Annotated in this window: 16 protein-coding genes and 1 pseudogene; 5 read left to right on the top strand and 12 right to left on the bottom strand. The window is 64.0% G+C overall.

Going from position 1 to position 17,784, the window contains the following annotated elements; genetic code table 11:
* Nucleotides 1-259: 259 nt before the first annotated feature.
* Entirely contained in the window at nucleotides 260-505 is a 246-nt protein-coding gene (locus KF871_RS06820; RefSeq protein WP_070400785.1) for a hypothetical protein, read from the bottom strand.
* A 422-nt stretch (nucleotides 506-927) separates the two neighbouring features.
* Between KF871_RS06820 and KF871_RS06815 the strand changes: the two genes are divergently transcribed.
* From KF871_RS06815 to KF871_RS06805, 3 genes and pseudogenes are all read left to right on the top strand, one after another.
* Complete coding sequence (locus tag KF871_RS06815; RefSeq protein ID WP_139147118.1) at nucleotides 928-1,437, top strand: hypothetical protein; 510 nt, start codon at nucleotides 928-930, stop codon at nucleotides 1,435-1,437.
* Nucleotides 1,438-1,447: 10 nt separating this feature from the next.
* A pseudogene (locus KF871_RS06810) lies at nucleotides 1,448-2,068 on the top strand (SDR family NAD(P)-dependent oxidoreductase).
* Between the two features lie 263 nt (nucleotides 2,069-2,331).
* Entirely contained in the window at nucleotides 2,332-3,264 is a 933-nt protein-coding gene (locus KF871_RS06805) for a YozE family protein (RefSeq protein WP_070400783.1), read from the top strand.
* A gap of 178 nt (nucleotides 3,265-3,442) precedes the next feature.
* Here KF871_RS06805 and KF871_RS06800 read toward each other — a convergent pair whose 3' ends face one another.
* The 11 genes from KF871_RS06800 to KF871_RS06750 all read right to left on the bottom strand — a co-directional run bounded on the left by KF871_RS06800 (nucleotide 3,443) and on the right by KF871_RS06750 (nucleotide 15,614).
* Nucleotides 3,443-4,153, bottom strand: coding sequence for a TetR/AcrR family transcriptional regulator (locus tag KF871_RS06800; RefSeq protein WP_083293313.1), 711 nt, complete (start codon nucleotides 4,151-4,153; stop codon nucleotides 3,443-3,445).
* A gap of 92 nt (nucleotides 4,154-4,245) precedes the next feature.
* Complete coding sequence (locus tag KF871_RS06795; RefSeq protein ID WP_070400781.1) at nucleotides 4,246-5,397, bottom strand: acyl-CoA dehydrogenase family protein; 1,152 nt, start codon at nucleotides 5,395-5,397, stop codon at nucleotides 4,246-4,248.
* Between the two features lie 45 nt (nucleotides 5,398-5,442).
* A complete protein-coding gene (locus KF871_RS06790) occupies nucleotides 5,443-6,231 on the bottom strand; it encodes an ABC transporter ATP-binding protein (RefSeq protein WP_070400780.1) in 789 nt (262 codons plus the stop codon).
* Between the two features lie 60 nt (nucleotides 6,232-6,291).
* On the bottom strand, nucleotides 6,292-7,542 hold the full coding sequence (locus KF871_RS06785) for an ABC transporter substrate-binding protein (RefSeq protein WP_083293312.1): 1,251 nt from the start codon (nucleotides 7,540-7,542) through the stop codon (nucleotides 6,292-6,294).
* An 81-nt stretch (nucleotides 7,543-7,623) separates the two neighbouring features.
* Nucleotides 7,624-8,676 carry a branched-chain amino acid ABC transporter permease gene (locus KF871_RS06780; RefSeq protein WP_083293316.1) on the bottom strand — a complete coding sequence of 351 codons (1,053 nt, stop codon included), beginning with the start codon at nucleotides 8,674-8,676 and terminating at the stop codon, nucleotides 7,624-7,626.
* A 2-nt stretch (nucleotides 8,677-8,678) separates the two neighbouring features.
* Nucleotides 8,679-9,563 carry a branched-chain amino acid ABC transporter permease gene (locus KF871_RS06775; RefSeq protein WP_070400778.1) on the bottom strand — a complete coding sequence of 295 codons (885 nt, stop codon included), beginning with the start codon at nucleotides 9,561-9,563 and terminating at the stop codon, nucleotides 8,679-8,681.
* Nucleotides 9,560-11,527, bottom strand: coding sequence for a long-chain fatty acid--CoA ligase (locus KF871_RS06770; protein ID WP_070400777.1), 1,968 nt, complete (start codon nucleotides 11,525-11,527; stop codon nucleotides 9,560-9,562). Before KF871_RS06770 ends, KF871_RS06775 begins: the two co-directional genes overlap by 4 nt.
* The gene (locus KF871_RS06765) at nucleotides 11,524-12,321 is read right to left on the bottom strand and encodes an ABC transporter ATP-binding protein (RefSeq protein WP_070400776.1); all 798 of its coding nucleotides are present in this window, start codon (nucleotides 12,319-12,321) and stop codon (nucleotides 11,524-11,526) included. Before KF871_RS06765 ends, KF871_RS06770 begins: the two co-directional genes overlap by 4 nt.
* A gap of 78 nt (nucleotides 12,322-12,399) precedes the next feature.
* Nucleotides 12,400-13,161, bottom strand: a complete 762-nt coding sequence (locus KF871_RS06760; protein WP_070400775.1) for an SDR family NAD(P)-dependent oxidoreductase — start codon at nucleotides 13,159-13,161, stop codon at nucleotides 12,400-12,402.
* Nucleotides 13,162-13,187: 26 nt separating this feature from the next.
* Nucleotides 13,188-14,426 (bottom strand): thiolase family protein, encoded by a 1,239-nt coding sequence (locus KF871_RS06755; protein ID WP_070400774.1) that lies wholly within the window; start codon nucleotides 14,424-14,426, stop codon nucleotides 13,188-13,190.
* Nucleotides 14,427-14,546: 120 nt separating this feature from the next.
* On the bottom strand, nucleotides 14,547-15,614 hold the full coding sequence (locus KF871_RS06750; protein ID WP_070400773.1) for a CaiB/BaiF CoA-transferase family protein: 1,068 nt from the start codon (nucleotides 15,612-15,614) through the stop codon (nucleotides 14,547-14,549).
* A 135-nt stretch (nucleotides 15,615-15,749) separates the two neighbouring features.
* On the opposite strand from KF871_RS06750, the gene KF871_RS06745 reads away from it, so the two are divergent.
* Both KF871_RS06745 and KF871_RS06740 read left to right on the top strand, forming a co-directional pair.
* Entirely contained in the window at nucleotides 15,750-16,538 is a 789-nt protein-coding gene (locus KF871_RS06745; protein ID WP_083293315.1) for an enoyl-CoA hydratase/isomerase family protein, read from the top strand.
* Nucleotides 16,539-16,552: 14 nt separating this feature from the next.
* Nucleotides 16,553-17,779 carry a phenylacetate--CoA ligase family protein gene (locus KF871_RS06740; protein ID WP_070400772.1) on the top strand — a complete coding sequence of 409 codons (1,227 nt, stop codon included), beginning with the start codon at nucleotides 16,553-16,555 and terminating at the stop codon, nucleotides 17,777-17,779.
* The last annotated feature ends 5 nt before the right edge of the window (nucleotides 17,780-17,784 follow it).

Raw genomic sequence — 17,784 nt, 5'->3', positions numbered from 1 at the left:
CTGCCGCCGCAGTCCGCGTGGCCTACCGCTGCGTTGCAGCAAATAGAGTCGAGAACTGCGCATCCTGGTGCGTTTCTTCGTCTAAGCAACATAGATCAGTAGACCGATCTTCTGCCGCCTTCGGGGGACCACACCCTCAGTTTTCGAGCGGAATGTTGGCCTTGCGGATGACGCCTCTGCCTCATCTGAGAATCCTCCCTCAAGAACTTGGTCCATTCTTCAGGACACTTGACTTGCACTCAATTCCCAACGCCACCAACTACGCGCGCAATTCGTCGGAGTAGATGGCGCGCACAACGAGGGCCAACGGCTTGGCGTGGACGTCCTCGGGCAACCCCTTCGGCCTCAAAAGACCGTCCCAGACAGGCACGACGAGTTTCGAGGAGTCTGCTTCTACAAACATCGAAACGCCGATGCATCGCGCCCGCGTTTCTAGAGTGACGCTGCTCAGCTTGGTCCGTCCCGCATAGACCAGTGCGTTTGCAATCTCCACCAAAGTCGCCATGATCTTGGCCTCTCCGCTGACAACGCTCCCAAGGCTGAAGCACCAGTGCCGACCACTCTACGGCTGGTTTGACGTGGAAGCACCCCCAGCCCCACCGCAGATTGAGAGCGACAAGACGGTGAGTGCGAATGCGGCATGGGCCACGGCGACCAGTTACTGGACCGTCGACTCGCTACTGACGCGGTGAGGTTTTTCGGGTTGGCCCGTCCTGATTCCGTAGGACATCGAATCGGCCATTGGTCTAGAGAATCTCTACGTGCGCTACAGAGCGTATCAACGACCAGGGAGAGACAAGAAATCCAACGGAGAAAAGTGCTTTCAACCTAAACGATATCGAGCGCAGCACTTGCGCCGAAAGCGCCCGCACCGCTGATTGAGTTCACCCATGCGGTGCTGAACACTCCCTTATGTAAGCCGCATCGATGACCGCGGTCGACTACCTGCGCATGGGATTCGACCTGCAGGATTCCAACATGCTGTGGCTTGGCAGACAGAAGCCAACGAGCGCATTGCAGTTGTGGTGCAGCCACCAGTTGGCCGAACACGTCTCCAACGAGGAGTACCGCGCCGTCTGCTACGCAGAGACGGGAATTCGAGAACGACTCTCCCTGCTGGCGGTGTTCCGCGATGGCTGCCGCGTAGCCGTGAACCTCTGCCGCAGCCTTTCCCACCCTGATTTCGACGGAAAAGACATCTCTGCGTTGACTCAGAAGGCACGACTTACCTGCAGCGCGGTAAGACGCCACATGCAAGTGGCGAGGCAGGAGAGAGCGACAGCCAAGCTCTCCAGGCACACCATGGCGGCTCTCTCGGGACGAGAGCGGCAAGTCATCACCCACGTGCTGGAAGGAATGACAATGCCTGAAGTGGCACGGCAACTGCCCACCGCGAAAAGCAGGCTCAGTCCGAGACGTTGCTCCAAGGCAAAGTGATTCTTGGGCAGTGAAGTCACTCAACGACGACAGGGTTCACGTGCACATGACCGATGTAAGACGCGCCGAGGACGTTCGTTCGTTCATCGAAGCCGCGCGCCAAGCCTGGGGCCGCATCGACGTATTGTTCAGCAACGCTGGCAATGCTGGCGTCGTGGCGCCGCTCGCGGAGTACCCGGAAGACGTGTTTGACAGCGTGATGGCTGTACACGTTCGCGGCGCGTTTCTGGTCTGCAAGTACGCTCTTCCGCACATGGCCGACTTCGGCAGCATCATCATCACGAGCAGTGTGGCAGGCGTCATTGGAGCTGAGGGCGTGTACGCCTACATCACTGCCAAGCATGCGCAGATTGGTCTGATGCGCTCCATCTCGAAGGAGGCAGGCCACCGGGGCATCCGAGTGAACACCCTTCACCCTGGACCGGTTTCCAATGACTTCCAGCTCGGCATAGAGCGGCAGATTTCGCAGGCCATCCAACGAGATGCCGCAACCATGTTTGACGAGTAGATTTCGCTGGGACGCCATGCCACTCCTCCGGAAATCGCACGTTCGGCGTTGTATCTGGCGTCGGACATGAGCTCCTTCACTACCGGAAGTCTCCTGATGGTCGATGGCGGCCTGAGCACCTAGATGTACGTGAGACAGGCACGCGACTTTACGAACGTTCAACAGGTAGGCGTCTGGTGCGCTGCTGACGCCTCCAGGGGTACTAGACAATTCGGCCCAAGTGTCGCTATGCTTCGGCTCAAGCCGTTCCGCCGGCTTGCCCGCCCACGAGGCGAAGTCGTACTGACAGCGCGAGTTTCAAGACGAGTCCTGCCTTGACCTTCCAATGGTCGCCGCTGGCTCGGTGTGTGGGCGCATCGGACTTGCCGCGACCGCGGAGTCAAGTCATGGCTACATCTTTCTCTCCCTTGCAGCTCGAGCGCTTCCGCCGCGAAGCGAAGAAGCTCGGCCGCGCACTCTCCATCTGCCACAGCGAAGCCCTGGACCGCATTGCGGTGCAGAACGGCTTCACCAACTGGTCGCTGCTGTCGAAGCACAGCGATAGCTCGTCGCAGGCTGTCGCGGACGCGCCGAAGCCGTTGCGCCCATCCGGTCCGTACCGCTACTACCTGCACGGAGACGTTGTGGAAGACGACCCTACGAAGTGCTATTGCGCCCGTTGTGACGTCTTTTGGCCACTGGACCACCTGGTGCCCACCAGCTATCACACCGACGGCAAGGACGGCGAGCGCTTCCTCTCCAGCCTTGCTCAATGGAACACCTTGCCGGCCGAGGAGCGCGGCCGGAAGTACCGCCCTGACGGTGCCCCGAACGTGCTGGAGACGCCTTTGCGTGCAACACAGGTCGCAAAAGAGGCTGCGCGCGCTCCATTCCATCGCTGGCTCGAAGGCCAGCGAGGTCGCAGTGACCCAATTGGTGATGTCGCTGGCGACATCCAGCGTGACAAATCCTTCCCTATCGGGGCTTCTACCTGGCGCGAGGTGGAAGACTACTTTGCGGGCTACGGCTCACACGTCGTTCGCGCCGCGCGTCAGGCCTGGCGCGAGTTTGAGGGCGGGGAGTTGCGCCATCGCACACTGGCTGAGGCATTGGCCGCAGAGCTCAAGCTGACTGTGGCCGAAGCGCACGAGCTGACCGATGCAGAGGCGATGGAACTGACGAACCACAGTGGGGACGTGCGCACGGGATTCGAGTTCGACTTCACCAACTACGCGTCTCCGAAGCTTGCGGCCAAACTGATGAAGAAGCGCGGTACGCTCAAGCTGACCGTTGACGAGTGGTTCTTCGACGACATCCGCGGTGCGGACTTTCCCAACTGAGAACCTGCGGCCGCCGAAGACCTAAGTCTTTGCGGCCGCAAGGCGCACTTGGCCCGCTCGACCTCGGGCTCGGTACGCCCCGCTTTTGCGGCAGGGTCTGGGTCAATCGACTGTGGCATTCGACTTCTTTACGCGCTTCAGGGCTGGCTGATCACGGTCAATGGTTCCGAACATCGGATCAAGACTTCCCCCTCGCGCCGCCCTTTTCCGGCGCAGCCGGTCGAATGCCATGGGCCAGCAGGCCGATGAATATGTCGGCGACCTGATCCCCACGCAGACGACCTTCTGCGTGGAACCACTGGGAAATCCCGCCGACGGCTCCCATGAACCAGAAGACCGCCAGCTTGGCATCGCACGGTGCGATGGATCCATCCCGTATGCCTTCTTCGAACACCTGGCGCAACTCCAAATCGAACTTGCGGCGCCTCAAGGTGATCTTGCGCTGATCCGCCGCCGTCATCGCAGAGAAGTCGTGGAGGATGGCAGGGGCCCCCATCTCGTCGGTCAGCAGAGAGATGTAGTTCTTGATGAAGGTAGTGACGCGCCCATACCCGGTTCCCTCTGATGCAATGGCGTCTTTCAGCACCTGGTCACCAAGCCTCATCGACAGTTCGTGGCACTCGTAGATCAGCTCCTGCTTGTTCTTGAAGTAGTAATAGAGAGCGGGCTTGGTGACATTGAGCGCGGCGGCAATCTCGTCCAGGGACACGTTCTTGTACCCATGGCGGCCAAAGGTGCGAGAAGCCTCGGCAATGACCGCCTGCTTCTTGAGCTGGTACTGCTCATCCGCGCCACCCACCGCGTTGTTCCACTTAACGCCCTTGCCTGGACGTCTGGCGGCGTTGCCGCGGGGTCTCGACTTAGGCTTGGCGTCAATCTGCGTGCTCATTCTTGCAGTGTCCTCTGCGCGTTAACCCGGATGCAGGCTGGGCTTCGATGATATCGGACAGGCTAATCGCAGCTTCAAGTCGCAAGCCCGAGTCATCCTGCCAAGATCTGGCGCGCAATAATCAGCCTCTGGATGTGGCTGGTGCCTTCGTAGATCTTCGTCACCCGCACGTCGCGGTAATAGCGCTCGACGGGGAAGTCATTCACGTAGCCGTAGCCGCCATGGACCTGCAGCGCAGCCGAACAGACCTTCTCTGCCATTTCGCTGGCAAATAGCTTGGCCATCGCAGCCTCTTTGATGGACGGCAGTTTCGCATCCGTCAGGCGCGCGGCGTACAGCATGAACTGGCGGGCCACGTCCACCTGCGTGGCCATCTCCGCCAGGTCAAAGCTCACGGCCTGCAGTTCGGCGATCGGTTTGCCATAGGCCTCCCGCTCCTTCGCGTAGTGGATCGCGGCCTCCAAAGCAGCACGGGCAATGCCGATGGACAGCGCTGCGATCGCGATGCGGCCATCCGACAGCAAGGAGAGCGCCTTGCCATAGCCACGCCCTTCCTCGCCAACCATGTTCTTCGCTGGCACACGCAGGTTGTCCAACTGGATCTGGGCGGTGTGAGCCGTGTGCTGACCCAGCTTGTTCTCGATTCGAAGGCACTGGTACCCCGGTTCCTTCGGATCCGCGATGAAGAGGCTGAAGCGGTCGCGGGAGCCCGGATCGCCCGTGGCGGCGACCACCAGTGCGAAGCCGGCCTCGCTGCCGTTTGAGATCCATTGCTTGCTCCCATTGAGCACATAGCTGTTGCCCTCGCGCCGGGCCGTGGTGCGGATGGCGGCGGTGTCCGATCCAGCTTGGGGTTCGGACAGCAGGAAGGCCCCGATACGTTGCGCACTGGCCAGCTCGGGCAGAAAGGAGTTCATCTGCTCCTCGGTGCCAAACGACCGCAGCACGTGCGCGGCCGAGTTGTGCACATGCATCATGGTGGCAAAGCCGCCATCGGCTGCGGCGAATTCCTCAATAGCCAGGCAGTACTCCACGAACGACAGCCCAGATCCGCCGTAGGCCTGGGGCGCCAGCATTCCCATGAAGCCGAGTTCAGCCACCGCCCGGATTTCATCGTGAGGCCAGGCGCTGCTGCGGTCGCGCTCGGCAGCGGTGCTGGCCACCACCTCGTTGGCCACGCGGCGGGCCGACTCCCGGATCATCACTTCCTGTTCGCTCAAAAACGCATTCGACACGCTGCTCATTGCTCATCCTTGAATTTTGTCTGTCGGTTCCGACGGGCCATGCCCTCAGCCCAACCACCGCTTGCGGCGGCGATAGTGCTTCATGTCCCTGAAGCTCTTGCGTTCACCTTCCACCGTCAGGCCCAGGTAGAACTCGCGCACGTCCTCGTTGCTCCGCAGGCTGGTCGACGGGCCTTCGAGCACGACGCGGCCACCCTCCATCACATAGCCGTAGTCGGCCAGCTCCAGCGCGACGCGCGTGTTCTGCTCGACGATCAGCAGCGTCAGGCCGCTGGCCTTGAGCTCGGACAGCAGGCCGTAGACCTCCTCCACCATGAGCGGGGCCAGGCCCAGCGAGGGTTCATCGATCATGACCAGCTTGGGCTTGGCCATGAGGGCACGCCCGATCACCAGCAACTGCTGCTCGCCCCCGGACAGGTAGCCCGCCGTGCGGTGACGCAGGGCGGCAAGCCGCTTGATGCGACCATATACCTCGTCCAGCAGGGCCCTGGCATCGCGCCCGGAGCCCATGTGTCCGCCGACCACCAGGTTCTGCTCCACCGTCATATGCCGCAGCACCTTGCGGCCCTCCATCACGTGCACCATGCCTCGACGGACTTGGTCGGCCGGATTGCCCCCCGCGATGTCGATACCATCGAAACTGATGGTGCCGGCCGTCACACGGCCGTCTTCCGTTTTGATCAGGTTCGATATGGCCTTCAACGTGGTGCTCTTGCCGGCACCGTTCGCCCCCAGGAGGGTCACGCATTGCCCGGCAGGCACTTTGGCCGAAATGCCTTTGACCGCGAGAATGACATCGCTGTACAGGACCTCGACGTTGTTCAGTTCAAGCACAGGGGACTCCATTGGAGTGGGCCTGGATCGGAATCGATCCGGATCCAGGCCAGGGTTCATTTACCACTTGTTCAGCACGGGCATGGGAACGTTCTGCTCCAGCAGCTTGTACTTGCCCTTTTCGACCGTGCCGATGTTCACGGCCAGGCCTTCGGTGGGGAAGGGCGCGTCCTTGCCATACTGGAGGTCGGGCAGCACGCCGAAGCTGCGTTCACTCGGCATCGGCGTGGTCAGCAGCGCCGCGCGCACGTCTTCGCCCTTGACGCCCTTGGCACCTTTGGTCTTGATCGCCTGCTCGACGGCACGGGCCACGATCAGTCCCTGGCTCATGCCCATGATGCAGGCCGAGGTGTAGCTGACCTGCGCCTTGTACTTGGTGCGCAACTGCTCGAAGTAGGCGCGTGCCGGAGTGGGATCGTCCGTGGACATGGCCATGCCGTAGACCTCGAAGTTGCCCTCCATCTGCTCCAGCCCGCCCAGGGCCTTGCCCGAGGAAACCAGGCCGTTGTGGGCCGACATGACGATGGGGATGTTGGTCTTGCCCAGGCTCTGAAGTGCACGGCGGGTCGCCACCACGGAGGCCGTGTTGTTGAAGACCTGGAGCACGGTCGCGCCCTTGCGGACCAAGCGGTTCACCTGCTGGGTGAGGTCAGTCGGCTGGGCTTCGGTGTAGACCGTCTCCACGACCTCCAGGATCTTGGGGTTGTCCTTCGCGAACTTCTCGGTGCCCTTGTGGATGTCCACGTAGGCCGGGGAAACCTCGGACGAGATCACGCCGACCTTGATCGGCGCCGTGGAACCCGATTTTTTCTGCAGCCAGGTGTAGAAGGCCGCCACTTCGTGCGGGTAGGTGGCGCGTGCGTTGAACACCCAGCTGTCGCTCTTCCAGGCGAAGCCATAGCCGGCGGTGGCCAGGATCTGAGGCACCTTGTCGTTGGGCAGGCGCTGCTGCAGTGCCGCCGCGTCCGAGCCGCCGATGCCCAGGATCGCCACGGGGTCGAGTTCCGATTTGATGCCGGGCCACAGGCTGGCCACCTGCGCGACATCGTAGCGCGTGTCGTACTCCTTGATGCGAAGCGCCACGCCCTGGGCCTTGCCCACCTCTTCGCTCCACCAGTCCAGAACGCCCTTGCGGCAGCCCGTCATGTCCTTCATGACATCGGCATAGGGCCCCGTGAAGTCGGCCAGGCCGGCGATGTTGTACGTGGTCTGCGCCTGGGCCGTGCCCGCCAGACCGAACACACCCGCGGCCAAGGCGCCGTATTGCGCCAGACGCGCGAGGGCCGACAGACATCCATTGTTTGTATTCACACAAGTCTCCTGATTTTGATCACGCTGTCCAACACGAATCGACCGTCCTCCAGCGCAGCGGACGGCCGCGAAGATCCGGCATCAGTAGGGGTAGGGCCACATCCGGTAGGAACGCTTGAGGATGTTCCAGCGGTGCATCAATCCACGCGGCTCGAAAATCAGGAAGCCGGCGATGATGCCGCCCAGGAAAATGTTCATCGCGGCGAAGACCACGTCGCCGCTCAGGAAGGAGAAGCTCTCGACCAGCGAAGGGCCCACGCTGGTGAAGGATTCCTGCGCAAGCCGGATGACGAACACGCCAATCAATGCGCCCGTCACCGAGCCCATGCCGCCCACGATGATCATGGCGATGAACCAGATGGAGTGGATCAGGGTGAACTGGTCGATCGAGACGAAGCGCACGTAGTACGCCCACAGCCCTCCCCCGATGCCCGCGTAGAACGCACCCAGCAGGAAGGCCAGTGCCTTGGTGCGCACCACGTTGATGCCCATCATGCCGGAGGCGACATCGTCATCGCGAACGGCGGCGAAGATCCGACCGTGCCGGCTGCGGGCCACGCCGTAGGCGCCGGCGATCATGATGCAGGCGACCACCAGGCACAGGTAGTAGACGCCGGTGTCGGTGTCGAGCACCAGGCCGAACAGCCGGGCCGCTTCGACCGTGATGCCGTTGGAGCCTCCCAGCCAGGCCGCGGGCATGTTCAGCACCATGAAATGGAACAGGATCTGTGCCGCGATCGTCGTCAGGGCCAGGTAGAAGCCCTTGATGCGCACGGCGGCCAAGCCGAACACCAGGCCGAACAGAGCCGCGCACACACCGCCCGCCGGCAGCGCGAGCCAGAACGGCAGGCCGCCCTTGGTTGCCAGCAGCGCGGTGGCGTACGCGCCCACTCCCATGAAGGCCGCCTGGCCCATGTTGATCTGGCCGGCCAGGCCGGTGTTGATCTGCAGGCCGATCACCACCACGGCGGTGATCAGCATCGACGTCATCACCGCCACCGCGCGGGCGTCGGCGACGAAGGGCAGCGAGAACATGGCCAGCACGAACAGGACCAGTGTCACGGCCTGGCGGCGCGTGCGCACCAGCGCTTGGTCCTGGGTAAACGAGGTCGCGAAGACGCCTGCGGGATCCATGCTCATACCCTCTCAATGGTTTTCCAGCCGAACAGGCCGGTGGGACGGATCAACAACATCAGCAGCATGATGATGAAAGGGAAGACCGAGCCCAGCGCCCCGCCCACCAGGGGATCGAGGTAGGCCGATGCCAGCCCCTGGATGACGCCGACCAGAATGCCGGCCAGCAGCAGCCCGGCCAGCGACTCCAGGCCCGCCAGCAAGGCCACCGGCAGCGCCGCCAGCCCGATGTCGGAGCTCATCATGTTGATGGAGCGGCCGCTCAGGTGGACCATGGCGCCCAGCGTCGAGAGCGCGGCGCCCAGCATCCAGGCGAAGGCGATCGAGCGCTGCACCGAGATACCCATGGACATGGCCACCTGGTGGTCTTCGGCCACGGCCGTCATCGTCAAGCCCATGCGGGTCCGGTTGAAGAACCAGGACAGGCCAAAGCCGAAGGCGATAGTCAGCAGGCCGCCGTACAGCAGCGAGCGGGAGATGACCACGTCACCCAGGATGATGGGTTCGATCGGAAAGATGATCGGGAACGCGCGCACCTGGGGGCCAAAGAACACCAGCACGATGCCGCGGATCAGGATCAGCAGCCCGATGGTCACCATCACCATCGAGAAGACGGATTCGCCCACGAGGCGAGCGAAGAAGATCCGCTCGATCATCAGCCCGAAGATCGCCGCGCTCGCGAAGGCCACGGGCAGACCAAGCCACATCGGCATGCCCATCTGGATGATGGTCCACCACACCATGTAACCACCGAAGACGACCAGCTCTCCCTGCGCGAAGTTGAACACCTTGGACGCGCGGTAGATCACCACGAAGCCCATGGCCATCAGGGCGTAGAGAAGACCGGTCAATGCCCCGTTGATGAGGTAGTTCAGAAAATCGCTCATGCAGGCCTCCTGCGCTGGGGTTCGGTCGAGGTGTTTGCACCGGATCCGTCGGCATCGTGAATGAACACGTTCGCGTTGAAGTTGCTCCGGCGTCCGTCCTGGTAGGTCACGGGGATGTCGATCCGCACCTCACGGGAGCCGTCGTACAGGCCCTGGATCAGGGCGCCGTAGCGCTCCTCCAGGAACTCGCGCCGCAGCTTGCGCGAACGCGTCAGCTCGCCTTCGTCGGGATCAAGTTCCTTGGGGAAGTTGGCGAATCGCTTCACCCGCGCATGCGCAGGCAGGAACTGGTTGACACGCGCGATTTCCTGGCTGATCAGGGCCGCGATCTCGGGCCGCTGCGACAGATCGGTGAAGGTCGAGAAACCGATGCGCTTGTCTTCGGCCCAGCGCGACAGCACGGCCATGTCGATGTTGATGAGCGCGGCCACGAAATCGCGCTGCTCATCGCCCACGGTCATGATGTCCTTGATGAAGGGGCTGAAGCGAAGGCGCGTCTCGACGAATTGGGGCGGAAAGGTGTCACCGCTGCGCAGCCGCTTCAGGTCGGACAGCCGCTCCAGAAAGACCAGCTCTCCTCGCTCGGTCCTGGTCACGGCATCGCCGGTGTGGAACCAGCCGGCCTTGACCTTGGACTCGACCGAGCCCTCCCGTCGGTAGTAGCCCAGAAAGGGACTCCCACCCCGGATCTGGAGCTCGCCGTCGGAGCTCACCCGCCATTCGAGCGGTGCGCCCGCCTGCGGGTGCGCCTGCATCCAGTGCCCTACGGTTTCCAGATCGAAGCGCTCGCCCTGGTGGCAGGTGAGCAGGCCAGTTTCGGTGGAGCCGTAGATGTTCCGCAGCGGCACGCCCATGGCGTGGAACATGCGAAACACGTCGGGCGCCATGGTGGCCCCCCCGCAACTGGCGATTCGCAACCGGGTCAGGCCCAGTTGGTCGCGCAACGGCCGCAGGACCAGGGCTTCGGCCAGGGGGAACTGCAGGCGATCCAGCCAGCCGACCGGCTTGCCATCCAGGCGGCCGACGTGGAAGGCATGCCCCACCTTCAAGCCCCATTCGTACACGGCACGCCGCACCGGCCCGGCGTCCAGCATGTGAGCCTGCACCGACGAGGCCATGCTTTCCCATTGGCGCGGGGCGAAGGTCATGGCCTCGACCGCCAGTTCCCGGATGTTGGCCAGCACCTGCTCGGGGCTTTCCGGGAAGTTGACCACCATGGGCAAGCCCAGGCCCATGGAAATCCCGTTGATCTGCTCAGTGGCCCAGGCCGGCGCGATGTAGCTCAGGTACTCCATGCCCGGCTGGGCATCGGTGGCCTGGATCAGGCGCTGCGCGTTGTCGATCAGGAAGCGGTGCGTGAGCACCACCCCCTTGGGTTTGCCGGTGGTGCCCGAGGTGTAGGACAACACCGCCACATCGTCGGGCGTGCCCTGCGCCACCAGCGAGCGGTACAATTCAGGGGCCTGCGCATCCAGCTCGCGCCCTTGCTGCTGCACCGCCCCGAAGGTGCTAAGGACGGGGTCCTTGTAGGACCACATGCCCGTGTCGTCCCAGTACACGATGTGGCGCAGCAGCCCCAGTCCGTCCTTGACCTCCAGGCCCTTGTCCACCTGTTCCTGGTCCTGAGCGAACAGGCAGACCGTCTCACTGTCTTCCAGCAGGTACCGGACTTCCTCCGCCGTCAGGTCTGGATACAGCGAGACCACCTTGCAGCCCAGCGCGTGCGCCGCGAATTCGGCCCAGTAGTGCTGCGGCTCGTTCTCGCCCATGATGGCCACGGTGGCGCCGCGCTGCACGCCCATGCGGTGCAGCCCCAGGGTCAGCTCCAGCACATGGCGCTGCACCGCCGAGAAGCTGTACTCGCGCCAGATGCCGCGCTGCTTGTGGCGTTGGGACAGCCGATCGGGCGTGGCCTGCGCACGGCGCTGCAACAGCTGCGGCAGGGTTTCGATCTGGAGCTTCATGGCCCGTCCTCCCCGAGATAGGCCTTCATGACGGCAGGATCGGCCTGGATCTCCTTGGGGGTTCCTTCGGCGATCTTGCGGCCGAAGTCGAGCACCGCAATGCGGTCGGCCAGGTCCATCACCACGCCCATGTCGTGCTCCACCAGTACGACCGGAATGCGTTTGGCCTCGCGCACGTCTAGGATGAAGCGCGCCAGGTCCTCTTTTTCCTCCGCGTTCATGCCCGCCATGGGCTCGTCCATCAAGAGGATGCGAGGATCCTGAGCCAGCGCCCGGCCCAGGTCGACGCGCTTGCGAAGGCCATAGCCGAGGCTGCCCACCGGGGCATGGCGGATGGCCTCGATTTCCAGGAACTCGATGATTTCCTCCACCACTTCCCGATGGGCCACCTCTTCGCGCCGGGCCGCGCCAAAGTAGAAGAACGACTGCGCCAGGTTCGTGCGCATGTGCAGGTGGCGGCCCACCATCAGGTTCTCGACCACCGTCATGCCCGAGAAGATGTGCGTGCCCTGGAAGGTCCTGGCCAGGCCCTGGCCCGCAACCTCGTGCACCGCCATCTGGCGCACGCTGCGCCCGCCGAGCGTGATGTCACCTTTCTTGGGGCGGTAGAAGCCGCTCAGGCAGTTCATGAGCGAGGACTTGCCCGCGCCGTTCGGGCCGATGATGGCCAGCAACTCGTCCTTGCGCACGTCGATGGACACGTCGTTGAGCGCGACGATGCCACCGAACTGCAGCAGCAGGTTGCGGGCCGAGAGCACGACGTCGTCGTGGTGGGCAGGGTGGGCGGCCGTCATGCCGAATGACCTTTGCCAGGTTGGATCATGTCCATCGGGTCTCCTTGTTCAGGTCGTGGCGCGCTTGCACGATGGGCATCAGAGCCGGGCCCCGCCGTCGATGCTTAGCGTGGTGGCATTCAGGTAGGCGTTCTCCACCACGTGGCAAACCAGGGCCGAGAACTCCGGCGCCTGCCCCATGCGGTTCGGGAACAGGATCACGTTGTCGATGATGTTTTGCGCCACCTTGGCCGGCATGCCGGCCGACATGCCGGTCTCGAACAGGCCGGGCGCTAGCGCGACGACGCGCACCCCGTGCGACGCCAGGTCGCGTGCCACCGGTAGCGTCAGACCCATGACAGCGGCCTTGCTCGCGCTATAGGCGGCCTGCCCCATCTGCCCCTGCCAGGCCGCGCCGGACGATGTGTTGACGATCACGCCACGCTCTCCATCCTCGTTGGGCTCGTTGGCCGCCATCGCACGTGCGGCGTGCCGGATGACGTTGAAGGTGCCGGTGAGGTTGACGCCGATCACTCGGTTCCAGAGATCCAGCGGAAAGAGCTCACCCTTGGACAAGGTCTTGCACGGCCCCAGGATGCCCGCGCAGTTCACGGCCACGTGCAAGCCACCGAAGGTGTCGACCGCAAACGCCACGGCGGCCGCCACACTGGCGTCGTCGGCCACATCCACTTTCAGGGTGTGCACGCGCTCGCCCAGCGGGGCCATCTCGCGTACCAGGCGTTCTTCGTCCAGATCGACGGCCACCACTTGGGCGCCTGCTTCGACCAGGGCTTTGCAAGTCGCCAGGCCGAGGCCTGATCCCGCGCCGGTCACCAGCGCTACCGTGTTCTTGATGTCCATGTTGCTTGTCGCTTTGGGTAGGGCGCTCAACGCGCCAGGATGGTGATGCAGGCCACGGCTTCCTCGATGCCCTCGAGGCCCCCGCCGTTTTCTGCCAGGGCGATGCGCGCGCCTTCTACCTGCCGGGTACCGGCTTCCGCGCGCAGTTGAGTCACCAGCTCGTGCACCTGTGCCAGCCCCGTCGCGCCGACCGGATGCCCCTTGGACTCCAGGCCGCCAGAGGGGTTGATGGGAATGCGCCCACCGATGCGGGTGTCGCCCCGCTCGGCGATCACACCGCCCTGGCCGAACTCGCAGAAGCCCAGGTTTTCGGACTGGATGATTTCGCCCATGGCCGTGGCATCGTGGACTTCGGCCACGGAGATGTCGTCCGGCCCCACACCGGCCAGTTCGTACGCCCGGCGGGCCGCCAGTGCGGTGCAATGGCTGGCATGGTCGTCCTCGCTGCGGTCCGAGCCGCTTTGAACGAGGGCTGCCAGCACCCGGATCGCCCGGCGCGTGTCGATGCCCAGCCGCTGGAGCGCGGACCGGCTACACACGATGACCGCAGCGGCGCCATCCGACACCGGCGAGCACATCGGCAGCGTCAAAGGGTAGGTGATGGGCGGGGCGCCCAGCACGTCTTCGATGCTGTAGGCCACTTGGTACTGCGACAGCGGGTTGTGCACCGAATGCGCGTGGTTCTTGGCCGAGACGGCCGCCAGCTGGCGCTGCGTAGTGCCGAAGCTGCGCATGTGGGAACGGGCGAAGGCCGCGTACACATCCATGAACACGCTGTAGGGCTTGGGCGAAGTGGAGCCCTCCGGCACCACCACGTCGCGCCCGAGCAGCATCAGGTTTTCGCGAATCTCGCCTGCCCTCGACAGATCCCAGGCGCTGTCGAAGACCGAGAACATCTTCTGCTTGTCCGCGGTGAACATCTTCTCCGAACCGATGGCCAGAGCCACCTCGCCGGCACCGGAGCGGACGTGGTTGCACGCCAGCACGAACGCGGACGAGCCGCTGGCGCAGGCGTTTTCTACGTTGACCACCGGAATGCGGCCGATCCCCATGGCACGCAGGGCGATCTGCCCGCGGATCATGTGCTGACCATCCATGTGGCCCTGCGAGGTGTTGCCGAAGAAGGCTGCCTGCAAGTCCTCCCGCCGGATCCCGGCGTCCAGCAACGCCGCCTCAGTGGCCTCGCGCGTCAGCTGCTTGATGTCCTTGTTCAGATGCCGGCCAAACGGGGTCATCCCCACACCAACGACGTAGATGTCTTCCAACGCGCTTCTCCTGTACTGGATCGATGGTTGGCGCCGCATCAGCGCCAATCTACTATAAATAAAAGTGATTTACTATATAGTCAAATTCACGCAAGCCGCCTAGGGAAATCCCGAGGCTGATCAGGCCCTGGTGGCGCGGTCCGCCAGCGCGGCGAAGCGCAGCCCTCTGACGGTCTCGACATCGCCCGCCGGTGTCACGTGGTAGAGGCCACGCGCCACGTTGTGAGGGTGCCTGGCCGCCTCGGCCATGTTCAAGACCGGCGCGTAGCAGGCGTCTGTGCCTTCCAGCAACTGCGTCCAGTGCGCACTGGGCCGCGATGCAAAGAGCGCCGCCATGCGCGCCTTCAATGCAGGCCAAGCGGACCGGTCCATCTGCTCGGACAGCACCACGTCGCTCAGCCCGAGCCGCTCCAGCAGCAGTGCGTAGAACGGTGGCTCGATCGCTCCCACGGTGACGTAGCGACCATCGGCGCAGAGGTAGCGGTCGTAGAAGGGCGAGTCATGGAACACACTCGGCACGCCTGCATCGAAGCCGCCCGCGGCGCTGACGAGCTGTACCAGCGGCGACAGCATGGCCAGCACATCCACGATGGCGCCATCCACCACGCAGCCCTGCCCGCTCGTCCTGGCGGCCAGCAGGCCCGACACCATGCCCAGCGAGAAGCCCAGTGCGCCCGCCGCATCGCCGAGCACCGTGGGAGGCAATATGGGCGGGTGGCCGGGGCGCTCCGTCAGCGCCATCAGGCCCGTGAGCGCCACGTAGTTCATGTCGTGGCCGGCGGCCTGGGCCAGCGGTCCGTCCTGTCCCCAGCCGGTCATGCGCCCATATACCAGGCGCGGGTTCAAGCGCCCGCAGACGCCGGGCCCCAGGCCTAGGCGTTCCATGACACCCGGCCGGTTGCCCTCGATCAAGCCATCGCTGGCCGCGACGATCTCCAACGCGCGGTCCCTGTCGTTTTCCTGCTTCAGGTTCAGAACCACCCGACGCTTGCCACGCGACAGCAAGCCGTCCTCGCGCGGCGTCATGTCCTTCGGCAAAGCGCCAGGACCCGGACGAGCCACGACCGTGACATCCGCGCCCAGCTGCGCCAGAAACAGGCCGGCCAGCGGCCCCGGGCCGATGCCCTCGAACTCAACGATCCTGATCCCCTTCAGCGGAGATCCCTGCGATGCAATCGGTGGATTCATGTCGACCTTTCTGTTGATCATTTTTACTGTAAAGTAAATTGAACGACCATGCAGTAATGGAATCCCCTGAGAGCCAAACCGACCCTTGAATCGCAGAATCCGCCCATGAAGAACCAAGCCCAGGAAATGGAAACGATGCCGCCCGCCGCTGTTGCCGCGGAAGTCCGCCAAGGTGCGATGTGGATCCGCCTGAACCGGCCGGACGCGATGAACGCCCTTACGCCCGAAGTGCTCGGCGGCCTCGATCAGGCCTTGAACGACGCCGAGAAGAACCCAGACGTGCGCGCGGTGGTTCTCACCGGCACGGGCCGGGCTTTTTGCGCCGGGGCCGACCTCAAGTACGTTCGGTCGCAATCGGATCTGGATCTGGACGGCCCGCGCCGCTTCCTCGACACCGTGCTGGCCACGATGAACCGGCTGGACAGTTTCCCCAAGCCGGTGATCGCCGCACTCAACGGGCTGGCCCTGGCGGGCGGCCTCGAGCTGGTGCTCTGCTGCGACCTGGTGCTCGCCGTTCGCGGCGCCAAGATCGGCGATGCCCACGCCAACTACGGTTTGCTGCCTGGTGGAGGGGGGTCGGTGCGCCTGCCCCGCATCATCGGGGCCACACGCGCCAAGTACCTGCTGTTCACCGGCGACTTCCTCACTGCGGAAGAACTGATGGAGGCCGGCCTGGTTAACCAGGTGGTGGCCCCTGGTGAACTGGAAACGGCCACCCAGGCGCTCGTGGACAAGATTGCCGCCAAGAGCCCGCTGGGCCTGAGGCGCATGAAAGCGCTGGTCGACGACGGCCTGCAACAACCCATCGAGACCGCGCTGCGCCTAGAGCTGCTCGCCTCGGAGGTGCATGCGCACAGCGCCGATCTGCGCGAGGGCTTGCTGGCCTTCGAAGAGAAGCGCTCACCGCGGTTCACCGGCCAGTAAGGGAGCGCCGGGCCATGACGCATTCCCTCCCATCCGATCGTCTCGGCGCGCTGCGCGCGGCGCAGCAGCACGCCTTCGAGCGGGCGCCCGCCATCCGCGAGATCTACGAGCGCGCGCGCATGACGCCACAGGACATCCGCAGCGCGGCGGACCTGGCGCGCCTGCCCGTCACGAGCAAGGACGCGCTACTGGAGCGCCAACGCCGGGCGCCGCCCTTTGGCGGCTTCCTGACAGTCGATGAAGCGGCGATCCAGCGCATCTTCGTGTCACCCGGCCCCATCTACGAACCCCAGTTGGTGGACGACCAGGACGGCCACGGTTTCGCCCACTGCTTCCAGCGCGCAGGCCTCGGCCCGCAGGACCGAGTGCTGAACACCTGGTCGTACCACCTGGTGCCCGCCGGCGTGCTGCTCGATCAGGGCATCGCCGCCACAGGCGCCACCGTCGTCCCCTGCGGCCCAGGTGGCGCCGAGCAGCAGGCCCAGCTGATCCTGGAACTGGGCATCACCTGCATCTGTGCCTCCACCGCCTTCTTTCTCACACTGATCCGGACCCTGGAGAACATGGGACACGCGCTGCCGTGCGCCTGGAAGCTCAAGTCGGCGTTCCTCGGCGGGGAGATGGGCGACTGGATGGGCAAGCGACGCGCGCTCGAGAGCCGGTACGGCATCAAGATCTTCTCCGCATACGCCACCGGTGACTTCGGCCTCATCGGCTACGAAGAAGCGGACGAGGAAGGCTACACCGTGCAACCGGAAAGGTTGGTCCAGATCTGCGACCCGCAAACCGGCGTTCCCCTGCCCTTGGGTGAAACCGGTGAAATCGTGGTCACCACCATGAACCGTGGCTGGCCACTCGTGCGGTTTGGCACCGGCGACGTGGCCAGCGGACGCGCCGCCTCAGCGGATGGTTTCGTCAGCCACATCAACCTTCTGGAAGGCCGGGTCGGACAGGGTGTAAAGGCCCGGGAAATCTTCATCTATCCGCGCAACGTCGAGGAGGTGTTGGCGCAGGTTCCGCCTATCCAGCGAGCTCAAGTGGTGGTCACGAGCCAGCAGCATCGCGAAACGATCACCTTGCGTGGCGTCTTGAACCCAGGCGGAGAGGCGGCAATGGCCGAGAAGGCTCTTCACGAGATCTTCAAGCAACGCACCCGTTTGAAGCTGGACGCTATCGAATGGATATCAGCCGACGATCTGGCCGTTGATGCCCCCTTGCTGGTCGATCGGAAGCACTCCTAGTGCGG

The sequence above is a fragment of the Hydrogenophaga sp. genome (assembly GCF_019635465.1).
Lineage (GTDB): Bacteria > Pseudomonadota > Gammaproteobacteria > Burkholderiales > Burkholderiaceae_C > Hydrogenophaga.
Note: the sequence above shows the minus strand (reverse complement) of the source record. Positions and strands in the feature narration are given on the sequence as shown.